Source organism: Umezawaea sp. (genome assembly GCF_057122925.1).
In genome coordinates this window covers 34,959-54,826 of record NZ_DBNGPQ010000073.1, presented here as the reverse complement: position 1 = coordinate 54,826, position 19,868 = coordinate 34,959, and the positions used below count along the sequence as shown (strand labels likewise).

Sequence of the window (19,868 nt, the reverse complement as noted above, 5' to 3'; positions counted from 1 at the left end):
GAACCACACGTCCGACAGTCACCCCTGGTTCCAGGAGTCGCGCAGCGACCCCGACGGACCGTACGGCGACTACTACATGTGGAGCGACACCGACGACAGGTATCCCGACGCCCGGATCATCTTCGTCGACACCGAGGAGTCCAACTGGACGTTCGACCCGGTGCGCCGGCAGTTCTACTGGCACCGCTTCTTCTCCCACCAGCCCGACCTCAACTACGAGAACCCGGCCGTGCAGGAGGCGATGCTCGACGTCCTGCGGTTCTGGCTGGACCTGGGCATCGACGGGTTCCGCCTGGACGCGGTGCCGTACCTGTTCGAGGAGGAGGGCACCAACTGCGAGAACCTGCCGGCCACGCACGCCTTCCTGAAGCACTGCCGCAAGGTGATCGACGACGAGTTCCCCGGCCGGGTGCTGCTGGCCGAGGCGAACCAGTGGCCGGCCGACGTGGTGGAGTACTTCGGCGATCCGCGTTCCGGCGGCGACGAGTGCCACATGGCGTTCCACTTCCCGCTGATGCCGCGCATCTTCATGGCGGTCCGGCGCGAGTCGCGCTTCCCGATCTCGGAGATCCTGGCTCAGACGCCGGAGATCCCGACGGGCACGCAGTGGGGCATCTTCCTGCGCAACCACGACGAGCTGACGCTCGAGATGGTCACGGACGAAGAGCGCGACTACATGTACACCGAGTACGCCAAGGACCCGCGGATGAAGGCCAACATCGGCATCCGCCGACGGCTGGCGCCGCTGCTGGAGAACGACCGCAACCAGCAGGAGCTGTTCACCGCGATGCTGCTGTCGCTGCCCGGTTCGCCCGTTCTCTACTACGGCGACGAGATCGGCATGGGCGACAACATCTGGCTGGGCGACCGCGACGCGGTCCGCACGCCGATGCAGTGGACCCCGGACCGCAACGCCGGGTTCTCCAGCTGCGATCCGGGCCGGATCTACCTGCCGGTGATCATGGACCCGATCTACGGCTACCAGGCGCTCAACGTCGAGTCCCAGCTCAACAGCGCCCCGTCGCTGCTGAACTGGACCCGGCGGATGATCGAGGTGCGCAAGCAGCACCACGCGCTCGCCGAGGGCACCTTCATCGACCTCGGTGGGTCGAACCCGAGCGTCCTCGCCTACAAGCGGCGCTGGACGCGACCGGACGGGCACGAGGACATCGTGCTGTGCGTCAACAACCTGTCGCGCTTCCCGCAGCCGGTCGAACTTGACCTGTCCGAGCACCGGGGCACCACCCCGGTGGAGCTGACCGGCGGGGTCCACTTCCCGCAGGTCGGCGAGCTGCCGTACCTGCTCACACTCCCCGGCCACGGGTTCTACTGGTTCCAGCTGGCCACCGTGGGCGACGACGGCGAATCGAGGTGAGCGACGTGACCGAACCCCGTGACCTGGTCGAGAAACTGCTGACGGAGCTGCCGGACTGGTTGCCCGCGCAGCGCTGGTTCGCAGGCAAGGACCGGCCGGTGGACTCGGTCCGTCCACTCCGGACGACCGTGCTGCTCGACGACCCGGTGCTGCTGCACGTGGTCGTCGAGGTCGAGCAGGCCGACCGCGTCGAGGCCTACCAGCTGCTGGTGACCGACCGCGACGAGTCGTACGAGGCGGCGGGCGACGCCGAGCTGACCGGTCATCTCCTGGACCTGATCGTCGAGGGCCGCGAGGTCGACGGGCTGCGCTTCGCGCACGAACCGGACGCCGAGCTGACCGGCGGACTGCGCGGGCGGCCCATCACCTCGGAGCAGAGCAACACGTCGATCATCTTCGGCAGCCAGTACATCCTCAAGCTGTTCCGGAAGCTCTCCTACGGGCCGAACCCGGACCTGGTGCTGCACCGGGCGCTGCGGAAGGTCGGCTGCGAGCACATCGCGCAGCCGCTCGGCTCGATCACCGGCGACCTGAACGGCGAGCAGGTCACCATCGGCATGCTCCAGCAGTTCCTGCCGGACGCGGTCGACGGCTGGGCGATGGCGACGACGAGCGTGCGCGACCTGATGGCCGACCCCGAGGCCCAGCACGCCGACCAGGCGGGCGGCGACTTCGCCGCCGAGGCCAACCGGCTCGGGCAGGCGGTCGCGACCGTGCACGCCGACCTGGAGCGGGCGCTCGGGCAGCAGGACGCGGACGACGACGACATCACCGCGACCGTGCGGGCGATGAAGGCCCGGCTCGACTCCGTGGCCACGATGGTCCCGGCGCTGGAGCCGTTCGTGCCCGCGCTGCGGGACGCGTTCGACAAGGCGCTGGACGGCCGGGGCGCCATCGCCGTGCAGAACATCCACGGCGACCTGCACCTGGGCCAGGTCCTGCGCACCGTGCACGGCTGGCTGCTGATCGACTTCGAGGGCGAGCCCGCCGCACCCGCCGAGGAGCGGGCCGCGCTCAAGTCGCCGCTGCGCGACGTGGCCGGAATGCTGCGATCCTTCGACTACGCGGCGCACCAGATGCTCGTCGGGCAGGACGAGGACGCCCTGCTCACCGAGCGCGCGCTGGAGTGGTCGCGGCGCAACCGCGCGGCCTTCTGCGAGGGTTACGCGGAGGCGGCGGCCGAGTCGGTCGGCGACCCCCGGCGGCACGGGGAGCTGCTGAGGGCGTTCGAGCTGGACAAGGCCGTCTACGAGGTCGCATACGAGTACGCGAACAGGCCGGAGTGGTTGACGGTTCCCCTGTCGTCGATCGCCCGGATCACCGGAGAAGGAGCGTGACGGCATCGTGAACGCCAAACCGGCCGATCTTCCCGACGCCGCGCCGCCGCCGAGCGACGTGGACCGGCTGCTGGCCGGGGCGCACCACGATCCGCACTCGGTGCTGGGTGTGCACCAGGTCGGCGGCGGCGTCGTGGCCCGCGCGCTGCGGCCGGGCGCCAAGTCCGTCGCCGTCGTCGCGGGCGAGAACAGGTGGGACCTGCCGCGCGTGGTCGACAGCCTGTTCGCGGGCAGGCTCCCCGAGCACCCCGGCGACTACCGGTTGGAGATCGACTACGACGGCGACACCGTCACGGTCGACGACCCGTACCGGTGGCTGCCGACCGTCGGTGAACTCGACCTGCACCTGATCGGCGAGGGCCGCCACGAGCGGCTGTGGGACGTGCTGGGCGCCCACCACCGCGGCTACGACACCCCGTTGGGGCGCGTCGAGGGAACGTCGTTCGCCGTCTGGGCGCCGACCGCCCGCGGCGTGCGCGTGATCGGCGACTTCGACGGCTGGGACGGCCGCGCGAACCCGATGCGCTCCCTGGGCTCGTCGGGCGTGTGGGAGGTGTTCATCCCCGGCATCCCGGTCGGCACCAGGTACAAGTTCCGCATCCTCGGCGCCGACGGCGCGTGGCACGAGAAGGCCGACCCGATGGCGTTCGGCACCGAGGTGCCGCCGCAGACCGCGTCCGTCGTCACGGTCTCGAACCACGAGTGGAACGACCTGGAGTGGGAGACCAGGCGCGAGGCCACCACGTGGATCAACGCGCCGGTCAGCACCTACGAGGTCCACCTCGGTTCCTGGCGTCCCGGTCTGAGCTACCGCGAACTCGCGGTGGAGCTGGCCGACTACGTCGTGGAGACCGGCTTCACCCACGTCGAGCTGCTGCCCGTCGCCGAGCACCCGTTCGGCGGCTCGTGGGGCTACCAGGTCACGTCGTACTACGCGCCCACGTCCCGCTTCGGGTCGCCGGACGACTTCCGGTACTTCGTCGACGTGCTGCACCAGCGCGGCATCGGCGTGATCGTCGACTGGGTGCCCGCGCACTTCCCGAAGGACAGCTGGGCGCTCGCGAAGTTCGACGGCACCTCGCTGTACGAGCACGCCGACCCCCGGCGCGGCGAGCAGCCCGACTGGGGCACGCTCGTCTTCGACTTCGGGCGCAACGAGGTGCGGAACTTCCTGGTCGCGAACGCGCTGTACTGGATCGAGGAGTTCCACCTCGACGGGCTGCGGGTCGACGCCGTCGCGTCGATGCTGTACCTGGACTACTCGCGCGAGGAAGGGCAGTGGCTGCCCAACCAGTTCGGCGGTCGGGAGAACCTCGACGCGGTGCGGTTCCTCCAGGAGCTGAACGCGACGGTGTACCGGCGGCACCCCGGCGTCATGATGATCGCCGAGGAGTCGACGGCGTGGCCGGGGGTGTCCCGGCCCACCCACCTCGGCGGGTTGGGGTTCGGGTTCAAGTGGAACATGGGGTGGATGCACGACACGCTCCACTACCTGGGCCGCGAGCCCATCCACCGGTCGTTCCACCACAACGAGATCACGTTCTCGCTGGTGTACGCGTGGAGCGAGAACTTCGTGCTGCCGCTGTCGCACGACGAGGTGGTGCACGGGAAGGGCTCCCTGTGGCAGCGGATGCCGGGGGACGACTGGAACAAGGCCGCCGGGCTGAGGACGCTGCTCGCCTTCATGTGGGCGCATCCGGGTAAGCAGCTGCTGTTCATGGGTGGGGAGTTCGGGCAGCCCGAGGAGTGGTCCGAGTCGAAGTCGCTCGACTGGCACCTGTTGGATTCGCCGCTGCACGGTGGGGTGCGGAAGTTGTTGGGCGATCTGAACCGGGTTTATCGGGCGTCGCCCGCCCTGTACAGCGCTGACAACAAGCCTGAGGGTTTTTCGTGGATCGACGCGAACGACTCCGCTGGAAACGTCTTGAGCTTCGTCCGCATCGGGGAGGACGGGTCGCAGTTGGTGTGCGTGGCCAACTTCTCCGGGCAGCCGCACCACGATTATCGGGTGGGACTGCCTTCCGCTGGGCGGTGGCTTGAGGTGGTGAACACGGATTCCGCTGTTTACGGTGGGTCCGGGGTGGGGAATCTCGGGGCCGTGACCGCCGAGGAGCACCCCTGGCACGGGAGGGAGTTTTCTGCCGTGTTGCAGTTGCCGCCCGCTGGGGTGTTGTGGTTGGCCCCCGAGGGGGAGCAGGTCTGATCGTGGGTTTGGGGACGGCCGCTCCTGGTGGGGCGGCCGTTCCTTCGTGAGTACCGGTTGTGGTGGATCGGGGTGTGCCGGTCCCAGCGCAGAGGCGGTGGCCTGCCCGATCAACCGGTGCAAGGAGCAGATCCCGAGTGAAATCGGCCTTGGTTTCAGTAAAGCCGTGGCTCGCCGCTGGTTGCTGGTTGACTTTCAGGCCTTCGCCTCGTTAGCGGTAGCCGGTGTCGTTCGCCGGTTTTCCGGTGTCTTGCACCTCTACCACGTAGCGCCAGGCGTCTGGTTGGGTGCCGTCCGTGTCGGTGACGTTGTAGATCGGGGCCAGTTGGCCGCTGGAGACCGTCTTGCCGTTCCACCTTCCCCTGTCGGGGTCTGCTGCTAGTGCTGCTACCACTCGGCCCACGTAGGTCGGGGATTCCGAGATGCAGAAGTGTGGTTCTGCCTTTGTTGCTTCTCGCCAGTTCTCCTCGGTGACGCCGAAGGCGTCCAGCATCATTTCCGAGCGGAGCCAGCCGGGGGTTACCGCCGTTGCCGTCGCTCCGTGTGGTGGTAGTTCCACGCTCTGGGCCAGTGCCATGCGGCCCACGGCCGTTTTGACCAGGTCGTAGAAGAAGCCTTCTCGGTGGCGGTAGGCGCTGTTGTACTCGGCCGTGCCGTCGGTCATCTCGATGACGAGGCCTCCTGGCCTGCGGATCAGCAGGGGGATGGCGTGGTGGCTGGTGATGGCGTGGGTGTCGATGCCCAGTCGCAGCATGTGCAGGCCCGCGTCCAGCCGGTGTTCCCACAGGGTCTTGCCGAAGTCCGCGTAGGGGTCGCCGCCGAAGATGTCGTTGACCAGGACGTCCAGGCGGCCCTGTTCGCGGTCGATCCCCTCCACCAGTGCGCGGACCTCGTCCGCTTCCACGTGGTCGACGCGCAGGGCTTTGCCCTCGCCCACCTCGTTGATGAGGTCGCCGGTGTCGTCGATGGTTTCCCGGCGGTCCATCTCCGATCTGCCCGTGGCACGGCTGCTCCTGCCCGTCGCGTAGACGAACGCTCCGGCCCTGGCCAGTTCCACCGCGATCGCCCTGCCCGCACCCCTGGTGGCGCCCGCGACCAGGGCCACCCTTCCCCTCAATGGTGTGTCCATCCGGACAGCTTGCCGTCAGTCGCGCCGCCGCGCCGGCACCGGTACCCCTCCCGTCCACTGTGGAGGTACTAGCCCAGTTCCGCCAAGCGGTCCAGGACTTCGGCCAGGGTGCCTTCGGCTTCCCACACCGCGGTGGGGCGGTTCTCCACAACGGACTGGCGGATCAGCCTCGCCGCCTGGGCGTCGGTGTCCGAGCGGACGCGCAGGACGTCCAGCCACAGGCCGTTCTCGGCGAAGTACACGAGTTCGTCGACGTCGTGCGGCGGTTCCGGCGAGCGCTTGAGCTGCATCCTCCACCCGCGCACCTCGCAGAGGTGTTGGAGGCGCCCGATCTGGGCCAGTTGACCTAGGGTCAGCATCACGGCGGAGCCCGTTCCGGTTGGGAACTCGCGCTGGGCGGCGGTGGTTCACGTGGTGTCGACGTGCTCGCTCAGTCTTCGCGAGTTCACAGATGACCAATACCACGTGACGAGGATTTGTCTACTTCTCGCCCACCGGCCGAGCGGCGGTCGACAGATCCGGGGTGGTGGGGTATGCGAGCCTGTGCGCAAAACTGCGGAATAGATCCGTAACACCTTTAGACCAATTCAATACCCCGTCGCGGATATTGCATCAACCGGGTGAAGTCGAACGTCATTCAGGGCGATGTTCCGGTTGATGTGCAGACGTGTCCAACGAGTTCTGATTACATTGCCGATCTCGACGATCGCACCATGGTCGGGATCGAGTGCCGGAGGCATAGCAGCAGGCAGACAGCTCGGTCTTGACCCTGGCGCCATTGCCGGAACCGCATTCGCCCCGCTCACCGAATCGGGATGACCGTGTTCCTGACCAAGCTCGACATCAACACCGGATCGCGCGAGTTCCGCCGCGACCACGCCAACATCCACGACATGCACCGAACGGTCATGTCGGCGTTCCCGAACATCACCGAGGCGACGCCGGCTCGGCAGGCGCACGCCGTGCTGTGGCGGCTGGACAGCACGAACGACGGATATGTCCAGTACGTGCAAAGTCGCACGGAACCGGACTGGGGCGTGCTGCCCGAGGGCCACCTGACGGCGCCCGCCGAGGTGCGGCCGTTGCGACCGGTGCTGGACGCGGTGACCCCTGGGCGGCGGTTGGCGTTCCGGATCGTCGCCAACCCGACCTGGTGCGAGGCCAAGTCGCGCAAGCGGCTGGTGCACCGCGAGCCCCAGCGGCAGGTCGAGTGGTTGATGCGCAAGGGCGAGCAGCACGGGTTCGTGATCCCGAACGCGGGCGCCGAGCCGGACGTGGCGCCGTCGCCGATCCCGACGCTCGTCGGTCGCAAGAACGCCGCCACGAAGATCACCGTCGAGGCGGTGCGGTTCGACGGGCACCTGGTCGTCACCGACCCGGACGCGTTCACCGAGGCCGTCGTCGCGGGGATCGGGCGCGCGAAGGCCTACGGGTGCGGACTGATCAGTCTGGCGCCCGCGGAGTCGTGACCGACCGGTCGGTCCCGGCGTCCGGCAGCGCGATCCACTCGGTCCACGTCAGATCGCGGCCGACGTAGCGGGGCTCGGTGAACGGCCACGCCCGCGCGATCCACGCCGGGACGAACGAGTCGAGGTCGGTGTCGTCCTCGGTCCACCACGAGATTTCCGCGTCACCGCCCACCTTCCGCGGCGGATCCACGTAGACGCAGCCGAACAGCTCGGTCTCGTCGGAGTTGAAGAGCGCGTAGTTGAAGGACTCGTGCTCCTCGGCCTCGCGCTCGTGGCGGGCCAGGTCGTCGCGGTCCTGCTCGTAGGTCATGGTCTCCGGCGGCCAGCCCCACGCCTCGCCGTAGACGGCCCAGAGCTTCTCCCGCGCACCCATGACCAGCGGGTGGTCCAGGTCGACGTCGGTGGCCCTGATGGGTCGCAGGTGCCGGTCCGCGGTCACGGGCACGGTGGTCGGGTGGACGAAGTCAGCGGGCAGCCAGGACATGCGCGGAGCGTACAAGCGGACGTGGTGGACGTCGCGCTATCGGCTGTTCGACGCCGAGCGCCCCCCGATCGGGGCACAATGGTGCGATGCGACACCGATCAGGACGGCTGGTTCGGCTCGCGACGCTGGTGACGGCGGTCGCGGTGGTCGGCAGCGGGTGCACGGTCGCGGTCAGCGGCCAGCCGAGGGCGGCACGGGTCGTCGCGCGCGACACGACGTCGACCGGCGTTATCCGGGGCAGCGACGGCGGGCAGATCGACCAGCTCGCCGGTACGGCGCTGGCCGACATCGACCGGTTCTGGGAAGAGGCGTTCCCCGCCGCGTTCGGCAAGCCGTGGGAGCCGTTGAGCGGCGGGATCTTCTCCGTCGACACCGCGGACGCGTCGGCGAAGCCGCCGCCGTGCACGGAGAAGGCGTCCGACGTCGAGGGCAACGCGTTCTACTGCCCGTCGGCGGACGCGGTCGCCTACGACCGCGCGGCGCTGCTCCCGGTGTTGCAGGACAAGTTCGGGGACGCGGCCGTGGTGATCGTGCTGGCGCACGAGATGGGCCACGCGGTGCAGAAGCGGATGGGCATCACGCCCGAGTCCGAACGCGCCAACCCCGGCAGGTTCCCGACGATCCTCACCGAGGCGATGGCGGACTGCTTCGCCGGGTCGTTCACGAAGTGGGTCGCCGACGGCAAGTCGAAGTCGCTGGACATCGGGCAGGACGCGCTGGACTCCGCGCTCGGCGCGCTGATCACGTTCCGCGACCCGGTCGGGACGTCGCCGACCGACCAGCAGGCGCACGGCAACGCGTTCGACCGCGTGTCGGCGTTCCAGGACGGGTTCCAGAAGGACTCGAAGTTCTGCGGTGCGATGACCGTGCAGAACCGGGTGTTCACGCAGTCGACGTTCACCAACGTCGAGGACCGCGACCGCGGCGGCAACCTGCCGTTCGACGAGATGATCGTCCAGCTCACCCCGGACCTGAGCGCCTACTACCAGGGTGTGATCACCTCGCTCGGCAAGACGTGGGTGCCGCCCAGGTCGACGAAGGTCGGCACGGAGCCGAACTGCTCCGGCGACCAGGGGCCGGTGGCGTTCTGCAAGGACGAGAAGTCGGTCGAGATCGACGTGGAGGGCGACCTCCTCAAGCTGCACGAGCAGATCGGTGACTACGCGACGGGTCTGCTGATGGCCAGCCGGTACGGGCTGTCGGCACTCGCGCAGGCCGGGAAGCAGACCGAGGGGACCACCGCGGGCAGCAACGCGCTGTGCATGGCCGGCGCGTACACCGGGGTCGTCCTGGCCCGCAAGCAGGGCTTCGGCCTCTCCCCCGGAGACATGGACGAGGCCGTGCAGGTGCTGCTGGCGGCGAACTTCCCGACCCGTGACGCGAAGGGTCGCTCCGGGCTGGAACCGGGCTTCAAGCGAGTCGAGGTGTTCCGCACCGGTGTGTTCGAGGGCGACAAGGCGTGCGGCATCCGCTGATCGGCTCCGGGGCGCTCCGGGCGGGTCGCCGTCCCGCGCGGTCGCCCCGGTGGGTTCGCCGCCTCACGCTGTCACTCGAATGAACCAAGTAGGGTGCGCGAAGCAGGCGAAACGCGGACCGGAATGGGGACCCTGGGATGACGCGGCGGGCTTGGCGAGGTGCGGCGCTCGTCGCGGTGGTGTCGGTGGCGGGCTTGGTCGGCGGCTGCGCGACCACCGTCGGCGGCACACCCAAGGCTGAACGCCCGGACATCACGAAGATCGCCGGTCTGGACATCACCACCGGCGAGAGCGGCGCGAAACCCGGTGTGCCGGACGCGACCCTGCCGGTGGAGAACGGCGACGGCGGCGAGATGGACCGGCTGGCCCTCAACGCGCTCGCCGACGTCGAGGCGTACTGGGCCGAGGCGATGCCCGCGAACTTCGGGGGCAAGAAGTTCGAGCCGGTCAAACGCCTGGTGTCCTACGACTCGACCGGCGACGGCGTCGAGATCTGCCGCACCAGCACCGCGGGCGTCGCCAACGCGTTCTACTGCTCGCTCGACGACAGCATCGCCTGGGACCGCGGCGAACTCCTGCCGATGCTCAACGACGCGTTCGGCCCGATGTCCGTGGTGACCGTGCTGGCCCACGAGACCGGCCACGCCGTGCAGTACAAGCTGGGTGCCGAGAGCGGCATCACCCAGGCCACGGCGACCATCATCAAGGAGCAGCAGGCCGACTGCTACGCGGGCAACTTCTTCCGCTGGATCGCCGAGGGCAAGTCCGAGCACTTCCGGATCTCCACCGGCCCCGGCCTCAACCAGGTGCTGGCCACCATGTTCTTCATCCGCGACGCCGCCGGGACGAGCGCTGAGAAGCAGGGTGCGCACGGCAGCGCGTTCGACCGGGTGGCGGCGTTCCAGTTCGGCTTCTCGTCCAACCCCGCGCGGTGCGCCAGGATCGACGAGGCGGAGATCGAGGAGCGCATCACCCAGCAGACGTTCAGCCCGGACGACCAGTCGAAGGGGCAGATCGCGGTCGCCGAGCGGAAGAACCTGGACCTGCTGGAGAGCAGCCTGCGCGACGCCTACAAGCAGACCGGCGCGGCGCCGCCCGCGTTCAAGGAGGGCGCGGCGAGCTGCCCCGACGCGCAGACCACCTCACCCGCCGCCTACTGCCCGAGCACGAACCAGGTGTCGCTGGACCTGGCGGAGCTGACGAAGATCGGGGCGGTGCCGAAGAAGGGGCAGAAGGGCGGGATCGGCGACTTCGCCGCGTTCGCCGAGATCGCGTCCCGGTTCACGCTGTCCATCCAGAAGGCCACCGGCTACCCGCTGGACGGGCCCGCCGCCGGGCTGCGGACGGCGTGCCTGACCGGGGCGTGGGCCGGGACCACGACCAAGAGCACGTCGAAGCTGCGGCTGTCCGCGGGCGACCTGGACGAGGCCGTCGCGGAGCTGCTGGCCGACAAGAGCCTGATCGCCGCGGACGTGAACGGGGCCGTGGTGCCGTCCGGGTTCGCACGCGTCGAGGCGTTCCGCGACGGGTTCTTCGACGGCGGCAACGGCATCTGCACGCGCAAGTACTCCTGAACCGGACGCGGTGGGGGGAGCACGTGCTCCCCCCCCCGCCCGGCACTAGAACAGGGCGCTGGCCAGGTTCCGGCGAGCGGCGGCGACCCTCGGGTCGTCGACCGGGAACAGCTCGAACAGGCCGACCAGGTGCTCGCGGACCTTGTTGCGGTCGTCGCCGTACACGCGGCGCACGGTGTCGACCAGGCGCTTGAACGCGCCCTCGACGTCCTGGTTCACGATCTGGAGGTCGGCGGCGGCGAGCTGGGCGTCCAGGTCGTCCGGAGCGGCGTCGGCGCGGCTGACCGCGTCCTGGTCGATCGCCTCGGCGCGCGCGGTGAACCGCACCTGCACGAGGGCGGCCTTGGCCTCCTCGTTGGAGGGCTCGACCGACAGGATCGCCTCGTAGGCCGACTCGGCAGCGGCGAAGTCGCCCTGCTCGAACGCCTCCTCGGCCGCGACGAACCGCGGGTCCTCCGGCTCCTCGACCGGAGCGGCCTGCGCGCCCGCACCGTTCTCGGCGGCGGCGATGCCGGGCAGCTTGTCGCGCAGCGCGTCCAGCAACCGGACGATCCACTGGTCGAACTCGGCCTGCGGCAGTGGCCCCGCGAACGCGTCGATCGGCTGCCCGGCCGCCACCGCGACGACCGTCGGCACCGACTGCACACCGAACGCCTGCCCGATGCGCGGACTCGCGTCCAGGTCGACCCTGGCGAGGATCCACGCACCGCCGCTGTTGCGGGCCGCCGCTTCCAGGACGGGCGACAACTGCTGCGCCTCCGGACTCCACGTGGCGGTCAGTTCGACCACCACCGGGATCTCCATGGACCGCTCGACCACCGACTGGAACGTCGCCTCGGTGACGTCGAGAACCCACGGACTGGGCCCGCCGGAGGGAGCACCAGGAGCGGGGGGCTGAGCCGCGGGACGCTGACGAGCCGCGTCAGCACGCGCCTTGAGCGCGCCGAGATCCACCGCCCCGGAGAGCGCGGCGGACAGAGCTGCAGTTTTACGAGGGTCTGGCCTTGTCACGCCGTCCATCCTGGCACGAGTACCCACGGCCGGGTGCAGGGACCGGGTCGAGTCGCGACGGATTGCGCCACACGGCTTCCCCCATTCACCTCCACGTGTCACCCACGAAGGCGAGAGTTCTGCTAGAAGACGCCGAAGCGGAGGTCCCCTGAACGTGAAGACCCCCCGAGATACGGGGTAGGGAGGGGGTACGACAGTTTTCGAAGACGAGAGATGGCGGACGAGGCACGGCGAGGCAGGACGAGGCACGGCGAGACTGACGGGAGACGGGGAGCCGGCGGAAGACGGCGGGAGCAGACGTGACTGCCGGGAGCCAGCAGGAGCGGACGTGACAGCTGGCAGCCGGCAGGAGAGCCGGGAGTTCGAACAACCACCACGGCAGGCGGACTCGCATGACCACCTGCTCGACCTGGCCGGATGCGAAGCGTGGCCGGTCTTACTTGGGGGATTCGACCCTTACCCTGGTAGATCGGGCAGGGTGGCACCACCTGCCCTTCAGCCCGATCAAAGGGTCAAATCCAGGGGCCCCAAGTCAAACCGGCCACACCACGACGTCGGCGACCAGACCGTCTTTCACGCACCCATCACGTCAGCGACCAGACCGTCTTTCACGAACGACCAGCTCAGAACCGAGCAGGCTCCGTGTACCCGCCCCACTCGTCCTTCAACACCCCGCAGATCTCCCCCAGCGTCGCCTCGACCCGAGCCGCCGCCAGCATCGGCTCGATCAGGTTCCCGTCGGTCCGAGCCACCTCGACCATGTGCGCCAAGGCCCGATCGACAGCCCCCTGGTCACGCCGCCCCCGCCGCTCGGCCAGCACGCGGTTCTGCTCGCGCTCCACCTCGTGGCTGACCCGCAGGATCTCCAGGTTCTCCGACAGCGACTCGGTGTGCACGTTCACCCCGACGACCTTCTTGTCGCCCTTCTCCAGCGCCACCTGGTACACGAACGCCGAGTCGGCGGTCTCCCCGGTGAACCAGCCGTCCTCGATGCCGCGCAGGATCCCCGACGTCATCTCGCCGATCTCGTGCTCACCGGACGGGACCGCCGCGCGGGCCATGTCCTTGATGCGGTCGAAGATCTTCTCGGCCTCGGCCTCGATCTTGTCGGTCAGCGCCTCGACGTACCAGGACCCGCCCAGCGGGTCGGCGACGTTCGACACGCCGGTCTCCTCCATGATCACCTGCTGGGTGCGCAGCGCGATCTGGGCGGCCTTCTCGCTGGGGAGGGCGAGCACCTCGTCCAACGCGTTGGTGTGCAAGGAGTTCGTCCCGCCCAGCACCGCGGCGAGCGCCTCCACCGCCGTGCGGACGATGTTGTTGTCCGGCTGCTGCGCGGTCAACGACACCCCGGCGGTCTGCGTGTGGAACCGCAACTGCTGCGCCTTCGCGGTCTTGGCCCCGTAGACGTCCCGCATCCACCGGGCCCAGATCCGCCGAGCGGCCCGGAACTTCGCGATCTCCTCGAAGAAGTCGAGGTGGGAGTCGAAGAAGAAGCTCAGCCCCGGCGCGAACTTCTCGATGTCCAACCCGCGCGACAGTCCCAGCTCGACGTACCCGAACCCGTCCGCGAGGGTGAACGCCAGCTCCTGCGCGGCCGTCGCCCCGGCCTCGCGGATGTGGTAGCCGGACACCGACAGCGGCTTGTACGCGGGGATGTTGTCCTGGCAGTACGCCATCAGGTCGCCGATGAGCCGCAGGTGCGGCTCGGGCGCGAACAGCCACTCCTTCTGGGCGATGTACTCCTTGAAGATGTCCGTCTGGAGCGTGCCGTTGAGCTTCGAGATGTCCGCGCCCTGCCGCTCGGCGGCCACGAGGTACATCACGAACACCGGCACGGCTGGCCCCGAGATCGTCATCGACGTCGTGACCCGCTCCAGCGGGATGTCGCCGAACAGGACGTCCATGTCGGCCGCCGAGTCGATCGCCACACCGCAGTGCCCGACCTCCCCCAGCGACCGGGGGTCGTCGGAGTCCTTGCCCATCAGCGTGGGCATGTCGAAGGCGACCGACAGGCCGCCCCCGCCGCGCGCCAGGATCATCTTGTAGCGCTCGTTGGTCTGCTCGGCGTTGCCGAAGCCCGCGAACTGCCGGATGGTCCAGTTCTTGCCGCGGTACCCGGTCGGGTGCAGGCCGCGGGTGAACGGGTACTCGCCGGGCCAGCCGATGCGCTCGAAGCCCTCGACCACCTCACCGGGTCGAGGCCCGTACACGGGGTCGACCTCGACGCCGGAGAGGGTGGTGAAGTCGGCGTCGCGGACCCGACCGGCCGCCTCCGCCTCCGCGTAGGCGGCCTGCCAACGCTCACGGCCGGCCTCGTGGTCGGCGTGGTTCTCGTCGTAGCCGGGAGCAGGCATGGCGGTCTCCGCATCGTCGTCGATACCCAAATAGTAGGACGTCCGACTATCGGTCGCCATCGTGTCACCTGTCACAGCTCACGCAGGTGGGCCTCCACGCGCTCGACCTTCGCGGCCATCTGCCCGGTGAAGCCGGGCCGGATGTCGGCCTTGAGCACGAGGCTGACGCGCGGCGCGGCGGCCTGCACGGCCTCGGTCGCCGCCTTCACCACGGCCATCACCTCGTCCCACTCGCCCTCCACGAGGGTGAACATGGCGTTGGTCTCGTTCGGCAGGCCCGACTCGCGGACCACCCGCACGGCCGCCGCGACGGCCTCCGCGACGCTGTCGGACTCCCCGCCGAGCGGGCTGACGCTGAACGCGATGAGCACGCGTGCCTCCTGGATCGTCGACTGGTACCCACTGGTAGCTTCGCCTGCATGACGCCCCAGCCGCTGCCGTTCGACCCGATCGCACGAGCAGCCGAGCTGTGGGAGAAGAGGATCGGGCCGTCGACGGCGATGGCGGCGGTCACGAGCGTCATGCGGGTACAGCAAATCATCCAGTCGGCCGTCGACGCGGCGCTCAAGCCGCACGGGCTGACGTTCGCCCGCTACGAGGCGCTGGTGCTGCTGACCTTCTCGAAGGCGGGCAGCCTGCCGATGCGGGTCATGGGCGAGCGGCTCCAGCTCCACCCCACCAGCGTCACGAACATCGTGGACAGGCTGGAGGCCGACGGGCTGGTGCGGCGCAACCCGCACCCGACCGACCGGCGCACCACGCTGGTGGGGATCACCGACGACGGCCGGGCCAGGCGGGAGATCGCCACCGAGGCCGTGACCGGGGTGGACTTCGGGCTGCGCGGGCTGACCGAGCGGCAGACCGAGCAGTTGACCGACCTGCTGGCCAAGGTGCGGCGCGCGGTCGGGGACTTCGAGGACTGAAAACCCGTCGCGCCCGCCGGGGTCGATCAGCCACCCTGTGCGGATGCGCGAGGTCATAGCCCTGGTCACGGTCGACGGCGAGTACGTCGGATCACTCGGGCCGTTCACGGTGGAGAGCCGGTGGTGGGCCCTGGTCGACGACGTCACCGCGCACCTCGACGAGGTGCTGGGCGTGCCGACGAGCGTGCTGCGGCTCGTCGAGGGGATCGGCGAGTACACCGCGGGCGGCCAGGTCACCTACCAGGTGGAGGCCTACGGCGCGCCGGACCGGAGCGCCCTGGTCACCGAGCCCGCGCACGCGTTCCCGGACACCCCGCTGAGGCTGCCGTGGGCGAAACCGGGCGGCCCGGCCGCCCTGCTCGCGTGGGCCGAGGAGCACGTCACCCGCACCGGTGAGGCGCGGCAGAAGAAGACGTGGAACCTGTCCTGCGTGTACCGGCTGGAGACCGACGCCGGACGGGTGTGGGTGAAGGAACTGCCGCCGTTCTTCGCGGCCGAGCCGACCGCGCTGCGGCTGGTGGCCGAGCAGGACCCGACCCTGGTGCCCGAGGTGATCGCGAGCGCGCCGCTGCGGGTGCTGATGGCCGACGCCCCCGGGACACCGTGCTGGCCGCTCGAACCGGAGCGGCTCCGGTCGGTGGTGCCGAGGCTCGTGGCCGTCCAGGCCGCGCTCGCGGGCGAGAAGCACCCCGCGATGCCGGAGGTGCCGATCTGGTCACCCGAGGTCGAGGGCTCCCGCGAACGGGCCGAGGCGCTGCTCGCCACCGGCCTGCCGCTGACGCTGCTGCACGGCGACTTCCACCCCGGCAACTGGCAGTCCGACGGCACGACCACCCAGGTGATCGACTGGGCCGACGCGCACTGGGGGCACCCGGCACTGGACGCCGCGCGGCTGTGGACGTTCATCGGTCCGGACGAGCGACCGCTGCTCGCCGAGGTGTGGACGGCGGCGTGGCGGGAGCGGGTGCCGGACAGCGACCCCGCCGCGGCGCTGGAACTGGCGATCCCGCTCGTGCACGTGTTCAACGCGTTCCGCTACCGCGAGTTCCTGGCGAACATCGAGGAGAGCGAGCAAGTCTACCACTCCGGCGACCCGGAGGAGGAGATCAGGAAGGCTCAGGCCGCGCTGGTCTGAACGTTCAGCCTGCCCGTCCGGATCGCCCAGCGCTCGAAGACGATCGTCCCGAACGGCGGGATGCTCGCCAGCAGCGCGAGGACCGTGGTGCGGCGCTCCCACTTCTGCGCGACGCTCGCGAACAGCGCCACGAAGATGTAGACGACGAAGATGAACCCGTGGATCGGGCCGAAGATCTTCACGCCGATCTCGTTGTCCGACAGCACGTACTTGAAGAGCATGCCGATCAGGAGACCCGCCCAGGACACCGCCTCTGCCTGTGCGAAGAGGCGGAACCGGCCTGCCGAGGTGGAGAGCATGCCCCCCATTGTGCTGCGTGAGCGGGCTCACCGGCGTTGCGGGGTGTCAGTCCTCCCAGCGGAAGACCTTCGCCGCGAGGAGGCCGACGACCGCCGTGAACGCGATGAGCACCGAGCACGGCAGCAGCAGCGCCTCGATCCCCTTGCCCCGCACCAGGACGTCGAGCATCCCGTCGTTCATGTGCCGCAGCGGCAGCGCCTGCGACACCGCCTGGAGCCAGGCGGGGGCGTTCTCGATGGGGAAGAACGAGCCGGACAGGAACGACATCGGCATCACCAGGATGTTCGCGGCGCCGCTGGCCGACTCCTCGGTCTTGCAGAACGCGCCCACGAGCATCCCGATGGCGAAGAACGCCAGCGTGCCGAGGATCAGCAGCGGCAGCGCGAGGTACCAGTTCCCGGAGAGCCGGAGCCCGAACGGCGGGGTCAGGGCCACCAGGACGAACGTGATGGCCTGGACGACCGCGATGCCCACGCTGACGGTCAGCCGCGAGGTGAGGACCGTGACGGCGCTGACCGGGGCGAGCCGGATGCGGCGCAGCACCTGCTTCTTGCGCCACGACACCATGGTCAGCGCGGCGCCGAAGACGGCCGAGATGGAGATGCCCCAGGAGAGGATGCCGGGGGTGAGGTACTGGATCGGTTTGAGGGACGCGTCCTCGACCGGCCGCTGCTGGAGGGTGAACGTCGCGGGCTGACCGGTGGCACCCAGGTTGATCTTGTCGACCACGCCGGACACGAGGCCGTTCACGGTGCCTGCGGCGACCTGGTCGCTGGCGGCGAACCGCAGCTCGATCGCGGTGCCGCGCAGGATCATCGCGGCGGGCAGGTCGCCGTCCTGGACCTTGGCGACGGCGGCCCCCTCGTCGTCGAACCGCTGGATCTCCACCGCGCCGGTCTGGTCCAGCGCCGCGACGACCGGGCCGTCGCCGGTCACCGCGATCTTGATCCTGTCGTCGCCGGGGTCGCCCAGGAGGAGCCCGAAGACCACCAGGAACATGAGCGGGAAGAAGAACATGAAGAACAGCGACATCCGGTCGCGGACGAAGCCCTTGAACATCGCCGTCGACAGGCTCTTGAACGCGGTCGTGCTCATGCCCGGTACTCCCGTCCGGTGAGGTCCAGGAAGACGTCCTCCAGGGTGGCGGTGCGGACCTGGAGACCGTCCAGGGTGCCCCGCTCGGCGAGGGCGGACAGGACCTGCGCGGGCTTGCGCGTGGAGATCGTCAGCCCGCCGTCGTCCTCGGTCGCGCTGTCCACGCCCTCCAGCTCGCGCGCGCCCTCCAGCGGCAGCGAGCCGGGTTGCAGGGTGATCCGCGTCGGCGCGTCCAGCCCGCGCACGAGCGCGGCGGGCGAGTCCATCGCGAGGATCCTGCCGCGGTCCATGATGGCCACCCGGTCGCAGAGGATCTCGGCCTCGTCCAGGTGGTGCGTGGTGTAGACGATGGTCTTGCCCCGGTCCTGGATCGCGCGCAGCACGTCCCAGAGGTTGCGCCGGGCCTGCGGGTCCAGCGCGGCCGTCGGCTCATCGAGGAACACCACGTCCGGGTCGTGGACCAGGGAGCACGCGATCGACAGGCGCTGGCGCTGGCCGCCGGAAAGCTTGTTCTCCTGGACCTCGGCCTTGTCCGTCAGGCCCACCAGCTCCAGCATCTCCGCGGCCCTCGCCGGACCGACGCCGTAGAGGGAACCGAACGTCTCCAGCTGCTCGCGCGCGGTGAGCTTCTCGAAGAAGCTGGACGCCTGGAGCTGCACGCCGACGCGCGGCAGCAGCTTCGGGTTGCGCGGCCACGGGGTCTCGCCCAGCAGCGTCACGGTGCCGGAATCGGGTTCGCGCAAACCCTCCACGATCTCCAGCGTGGTGGTCTTGCCTGCCCCGTTCGGCCCGAGGATGCCGAAGAACTCGCCCTCGGCGACCGTGAAGGACACGCCGTCCACGGCGGTGAGGGAGCCGTACGACTTGCGGATGTCGGTGACGGCCACGGCGTCTGTCATGGTGTGGACGGTAGGTGCTCGCACGCCGTCGCGGAGCGGTGAACGACGAAAGTCGCCGGGAACGGGGACTTCGGTAGCCGGGTCGGACGACTCGCGGTGCCGTCCGACCCGGTGCCGTCAGCAGGCCTGCTTGTAGAAGTACTTCGAGTTGGCGTCCGCGTCGGCCTTGGTGATCGCCACGAGGTCGGTCTCGGTGTCCCTCGTCACCTCCTTGCCCTCGATGGCCGCCAGCGCCTGCTCCACACCGGTCTTGCCGATCGTGGCCGGGTCCTGGGCGATGAGCGCCTGCACCACGCCCGCCTGGAGGTCCTGGACCTGCTTCGGGCTCGCGTCGAACCCGACCAGGTTGACCGCACCGGTCCTGCCCGCGTTGCGCAGGCCGGTCGCGGCGCCCTCACCGGTGTTGAGGTTGGTGGCGAAGACGCCGATCAGGTCGGGGTTCGCCGCCAGCGTCGCGGTGACCTTCTGCGCGGCCTGGTCCGGCTCGTTGTCGGTGTACTGCTGGCCCAGGTACTTGAGGTTCGGGTACTTCTTGACCGCGGTCTCGAAGCCCTTCGCCCGCGCGTCCGTCGTGGACGTGCCCGCCTTGGTGTTGAGCACCAGCACCGAACCCTGCTTGTCGCCCACCAGCTCGGCCAGGGTCTCGGCCGCCTTCTCGCCGCCCTGCTCGTTGTCGGACGAGATGGTGGCCGACGCGATCGAGGTGTCCTGGAGCTTGGTGTCCACCTCGACCACCTTCACGCCCGCGTCCTTGAGCTGCCTCATCGGGCCCGCGAGCGCCTTGTCGTCGGTCGGCGCGATCAGCACCGCACCCGGCTTGTTGGCCAGGACACCGGTGACGATCGGCGTCTGGAGCGTGGCGTCGAACCTGGCGGGGGCCTGGACGTCGACCTCGTAGCCCGCCGCCTTCGCCGCCTCGCGGAAGCCGCACTCCATGGAGATGTAGAAGGGTTCAGCGGCGACACCGGGGATGAGCACCATCTTCTTCGCGGTGCTCGCGGTCCCCGAGTCGCCGATCTGGCCGCCGCTGCCGCAGGCCGTCAGCAGCAGCGCGGCGGCGGCGAGTCCCAGGGTGCGAACTGTCCTCGTTGACACGTTCTTC

The 19,868-nt window shown here is 69.5% G+C and carries 18 protein-coding genes; 8 read left to right on the top strand and 10 right to left on the bottom strand.

Annotated elements, in window-relative coordinates:
• From treS to glgB, 3 genes are all read left to right on the top strand, one after another.
• A partial coding sequence (gene treS, locus AC156L_RS16415) for a maltose alpha-D-glucosyltransferase (protein ID WP_484406985.1) occupies nucleotides 1-1,375 on the top strand: 1,375 nt, incomplete at its 5' end.
• A 5-nt stretch (nucleotides 1,376-1,380) separates the two neighbouring features.
• Nucleotides 1,381-2,712, top strand: coding sequence for a maltokinase N-terminal cap-like domain-containing protein (locus AC156L_RS16410; protein WP_330879927.1), 1,332 nt, complete (start codon nucleotides 1,381-1,383; stop codon nucleotides 2,710-2,712).
• A gap of 7 nt (nucleotides 2,713-2,719) precedes the next feature.
• Nucleotides 2,720-4,915, top strand: a complete 2,196-nt coding sequence (glgB, locus tag AC156L_RS16405; RefSeq protein ID WP_330879929.1) for a 1,4-alpha-glucan branching protein GlgB — start codon at nucleotides 2,720-2,722, stop codon at nucleotides 4,913-4,915.
• 211 nt (nucleotides 4,916-5,126) lie between these two features.
• Here glgB and AC156L_RS16400 read toward each other — a convergent pair whose 3' ends face one another.
• Nucleotides 5,127-6,044, bottom strand: a complete 918-nt coding sequence (locus AC156L_RS16400) for an SDR family oxidoreductase (protein WP_330879931.1) — start codon at nucleotides 6,042-6,044, stop codon at nucleotides 5,127-5,129.
• A 68-nt stretch (nucleotides 6,045-6,112) separates the two neighbouring features.
• Nucleotides 6,113-6,334 (bottom strand): hypothetical protein, encoded by a 222-nt coding sequence (locus AC156L_RS16395; RefSeq protein ID WP_330879933.1) that lies wholly within the window; start codon nucleotides 6,332-6,334, stop codon nucleotides 6,113-6,115.
• Between the two features lie 525 nt (nucleotides 6,335-6,859).
• Here AC156L_RS16395 and cas6e point away from each other — a divergent pair.
• Nucleotides 6,860-7,513 carry a type I-E CRISPR-associated protein Cas6/Cse3/CasE gene (cas6e, locus tag AC156L_RS16390; protein ID WP_330879935.1) on the top strand — a complete coding sequence of 218 codons (654 nt, stop codon included), beginning with the start codon at nucleotides 6,860-6,862 and terminating at the stop codon, nucleotides 7,511-7,513.
• On the opposite strand, the gene AC156L_RS16385 is transcribed toward cas6e, so the two are convergent.
• Entirely contained in the window at nucleotides 7,488-7,997 is a 510-nt protein-coding gene (locus tag AC156L_RS16385) for an N-acetyltransferase (RefSeq protein WP_330879938.1), read from the bottom strand. The two genes, cas6e and AC156L_RS16385, sit on opposite strands and share 26 nt — an antisense overlap.
• Before the next feature lie 86 nt (nucleotides 7,998-8,083).
• Between AC156L_RS16385 and AC156L_RS16380 the strand changes: the two genes are divergently transcribed.
• Together AC156L_RS16380 and AC156L_RS16375 are read left to right on the top strand one after the other, a co-directional pair.
• Entirely contained in the window at nucleotides 8,084-9,472 is a 1,389-nt protein-coding gene (locus AC156L_RS16380) for a neutral zinc metallopeptidase (protein ID WP_330879940.1), read from the top strand.
• Between the two features lie 137 nt (nucleotides 9,473-9,609).
• Nucleotides 9,610-11,046, top strand: coding sequence for a neutral zinc metallopeptidase (locus AC156L_RS16375; RefSeq protein WP_330879942.1), 1,437 nt, complete (start codon nucleotides 9,610-9,612; stop codon nucleotides 11,044-11,046).
• A 45-nt stretch (nucleotides 11,047-11,091) separates the two neighbouring features.
• On the opposite strand, the gene AC156L_RS16370 is transcribed toward AC156L_RS16375, so the two are convergent.
• The 3 genes from AC156L_RS16370 to AC156L_RS16360 form a co-directional block, all read right to left on the bottom strand.
• Nucleotides 11,092-12,057 (bottom strand): tetratricopeptide repeat protein, encoded by a 966-nt coding sequence (locus tag AC156L_RS16370; RefSeq protein ID WP_414720079.1) that lies wholly within the window; start codon nucleotides 12,055-12,057, stop codon nucleotides 11,092-11,094.
• Nucleotides 12,058-12,680: 623 nt separating this feature from the next.
• Complete coding sequence (gene icmA, locus AC156L_RS16365) at nucleotides 12,681-14,414, bottom strand: coenzyme B12-dependent isobutyryl-CoA mutase large subunit (protein WP_330873842.1); 1,734 nt, start codon at nucleotides 14,412-14,414, stop codon at nucleotides 12,681-12,683.
• A gap of 71 nt (nucleotides 14,415-14,485) precedes the next feature.
• Nucleotides 14,486-14,785 (bottom strand): MTH1187 family thiamine-binding protein, encoded by a 300-nt coding sequence (locus AC156L_RS16360; RefSeq protein ID WP_330873841.1) that lies wholly within the window; start codon nucleotides 14,783-14,785, stop codon nucleotides 14,486-14,488.
• Between the two features lie 48 nt (nucleotides 14,786-14,833).
• On the opposite strand from AC156L_RS16360, the gene AC156L_RS16355 reads away from it, so the two are divergent.
• Together AC156L_RS16355 and AC156L_RS16350 are read left to right on the top strand one after the other, a co-directional pair.
• On the top strand, nucleotides 14,834-15,337 hold the full coding sequence (locus tag AC156L_RS16355) for a MarR family winged helix-turn-helix transcriptional regulator (protein WP_330873840.1): 504 nt from the start codon (nucleotides 14,834-14,836) through the stop codon (nucleotides 15,335-15,337).
• Between the two features lie 43 nt (nucleotides 15,338-15,380).
• On the top strand, nucleotides 15,381-16,472 hold the full coding sequence (locus AC156L_RS16350; RefSeq protein ID WP_330873839.1) for an aminoglycoside phosphotransferase family protein: 1,092 nt from the start codon (nucleotides 15,381-15,383) through the stop codon (nucleotides 16,470-16,472).
• On the opposite strand, the gene AC156L_RS16345 is transcribed toward AC156L_RS16350, so the two are convergent.
• From AC156L_RS16345 to AC156L_RS16330, 4 genes are all read right to left on the bottom strand, one after another.
• Nucleotides 16,454-16,771 (bottom strand): DUF3817 domain-containing protein, encoded by a 318-nt coding sequence (locus AC156L_RS16345; RefSeq protein ID WP_330873838.1) that lies wholly within the window; start codon nucleotides 16,769-16,771, stop codon nucleotides 16,454-16,456. The genes AC156L_RS16350 and AC156L_RS16345 overlap by 19 nt on opposite strands.
• Nucleotides 16,772-16,817: 46 nt before the next feature.
• The gene (locus tag AC156L_RS16340) at nucleotides 16,818-17,867 is read right to left on the bottom strand and encodes an ABC transporter permease (protein ID WP_330873837.1); all 1,050 of its coding nucleotides are present in this window, start codon (nucleotides 17,865-17,867) and stop codon (nucleotides 16,818-16,820) included.
• Nucleotides 17,864-18,766, bottom strand: coding sequence for an ABC transporter ATP-binding protein (locus tag AC156L_RS16335; protein WP_330873836.1), 903 nt, complete (start codon nucleotides 18,764-18,766; stop codon nucleotides 17,864-17,866). The genes AC156L_RS16340 and AC156L_RS16335 overlap by 4 nt, the downstream gene beginning before the upstream one ends.
• A gap of 117 nt (nucleotides 18,767-18,883) precedes the next feature.
• The gene (locus tag AC156L_RS16330) at nucleotides 18,884-19,861 is read right to left on the bottom strand and encodes an ABC transporter substrate-binding protein (RefSeq protein WP_330873835.1); all 978 of its coding nucleotides are present in this window, start codon (nucleotides 19,859-19,861) and stop codon (nucleotides 18,884-18,886) included.
• Nucleotides 19,862-19,868 lie beyond the last annotated feature (7 nt).

Coding starts and splice junctions, on each gene's coding strand:
- AC156L_RS16380 (WP_330879940.1), top strand. CDS start 8,084: ATGCGACACCGATCAGGACGGCTGGTTCGGCTCGCGACGCTGGTGACG.
- AC156L_RS16375 (WP_330879942.1), top strand. CDS start 9,610: ATGACGCGGCGGGCTTGGCGAGGTGCGGCGCTCGTCGCGGTGGTGTCG.
- AC156L_RS16385 (WP_330879938.1), bottom strand. CDS start 7,997: ATGTCCTGGCTGCCCGCTGACTTCGTCCACCCGACCACCGTGCCCGTG.
- cas6e (WP_330879935.1), top strand. CDS start 6,860: ATGACCGTGTTCCTGACCAAGCTCGACATCAACACCGGATCGCGCGAG.
- AC156L_RS16340 (WP_330873837.1), bottom strand. CDS start 17,867: ATGAGCACGACCGCGTTCAAGAGCCTGTCGACGGCGATGTTCAAGGGC.
- AC156L_RS16395 (WP_330879933.1), bottom strand. CDS start 6,334: ATGCAGCTCAAGCGCTCGCCGGAACCGCCGCACGACGTCGACGAACTC.
- AC156L_RS16350 (WP_330873839.1), top strand. CDS start 15,381: ATGCGCGAGGTCATAGCCCTGGTCACGGTCGACGGCGAGTACGTCGGA.
- AC156L_RS16335 (WP_330873836.1), bottom strand. CDS start 18,766: ATGACAGACGCCGTGGCCGTCACCGACATCCGCAAGTCGTACGGCTCC.
- AC156L_RS16400 (WP_330879931.1), bottom strand. CDS start 6,044: ATGGACACACCATTGAGGGGAAGGGTGGCCCTGGTCGCGGGCGCCACC.
- icmA (WP_330873842.1), bottom strand. CDS start 14,414: ATGCCTGCTCCCGGCTACGACGAGAACCACGCCGACCACGAGGCCGGC.
- AC156L_RS16355 (WP_330873840.1), top strand. CDS start 14,834: ATGACGCCCCAGCCGCTGCCGTTCGACCCGATCGCACGAGCAGCCGAG.
- AC156L_RS16345 (WP_330873838.1), bottom strand. CDS start 16,771: ATGCTCTCCACCTCGGCAGGCCGGTTCCGCCTCTTCGCACAGGCAGAG.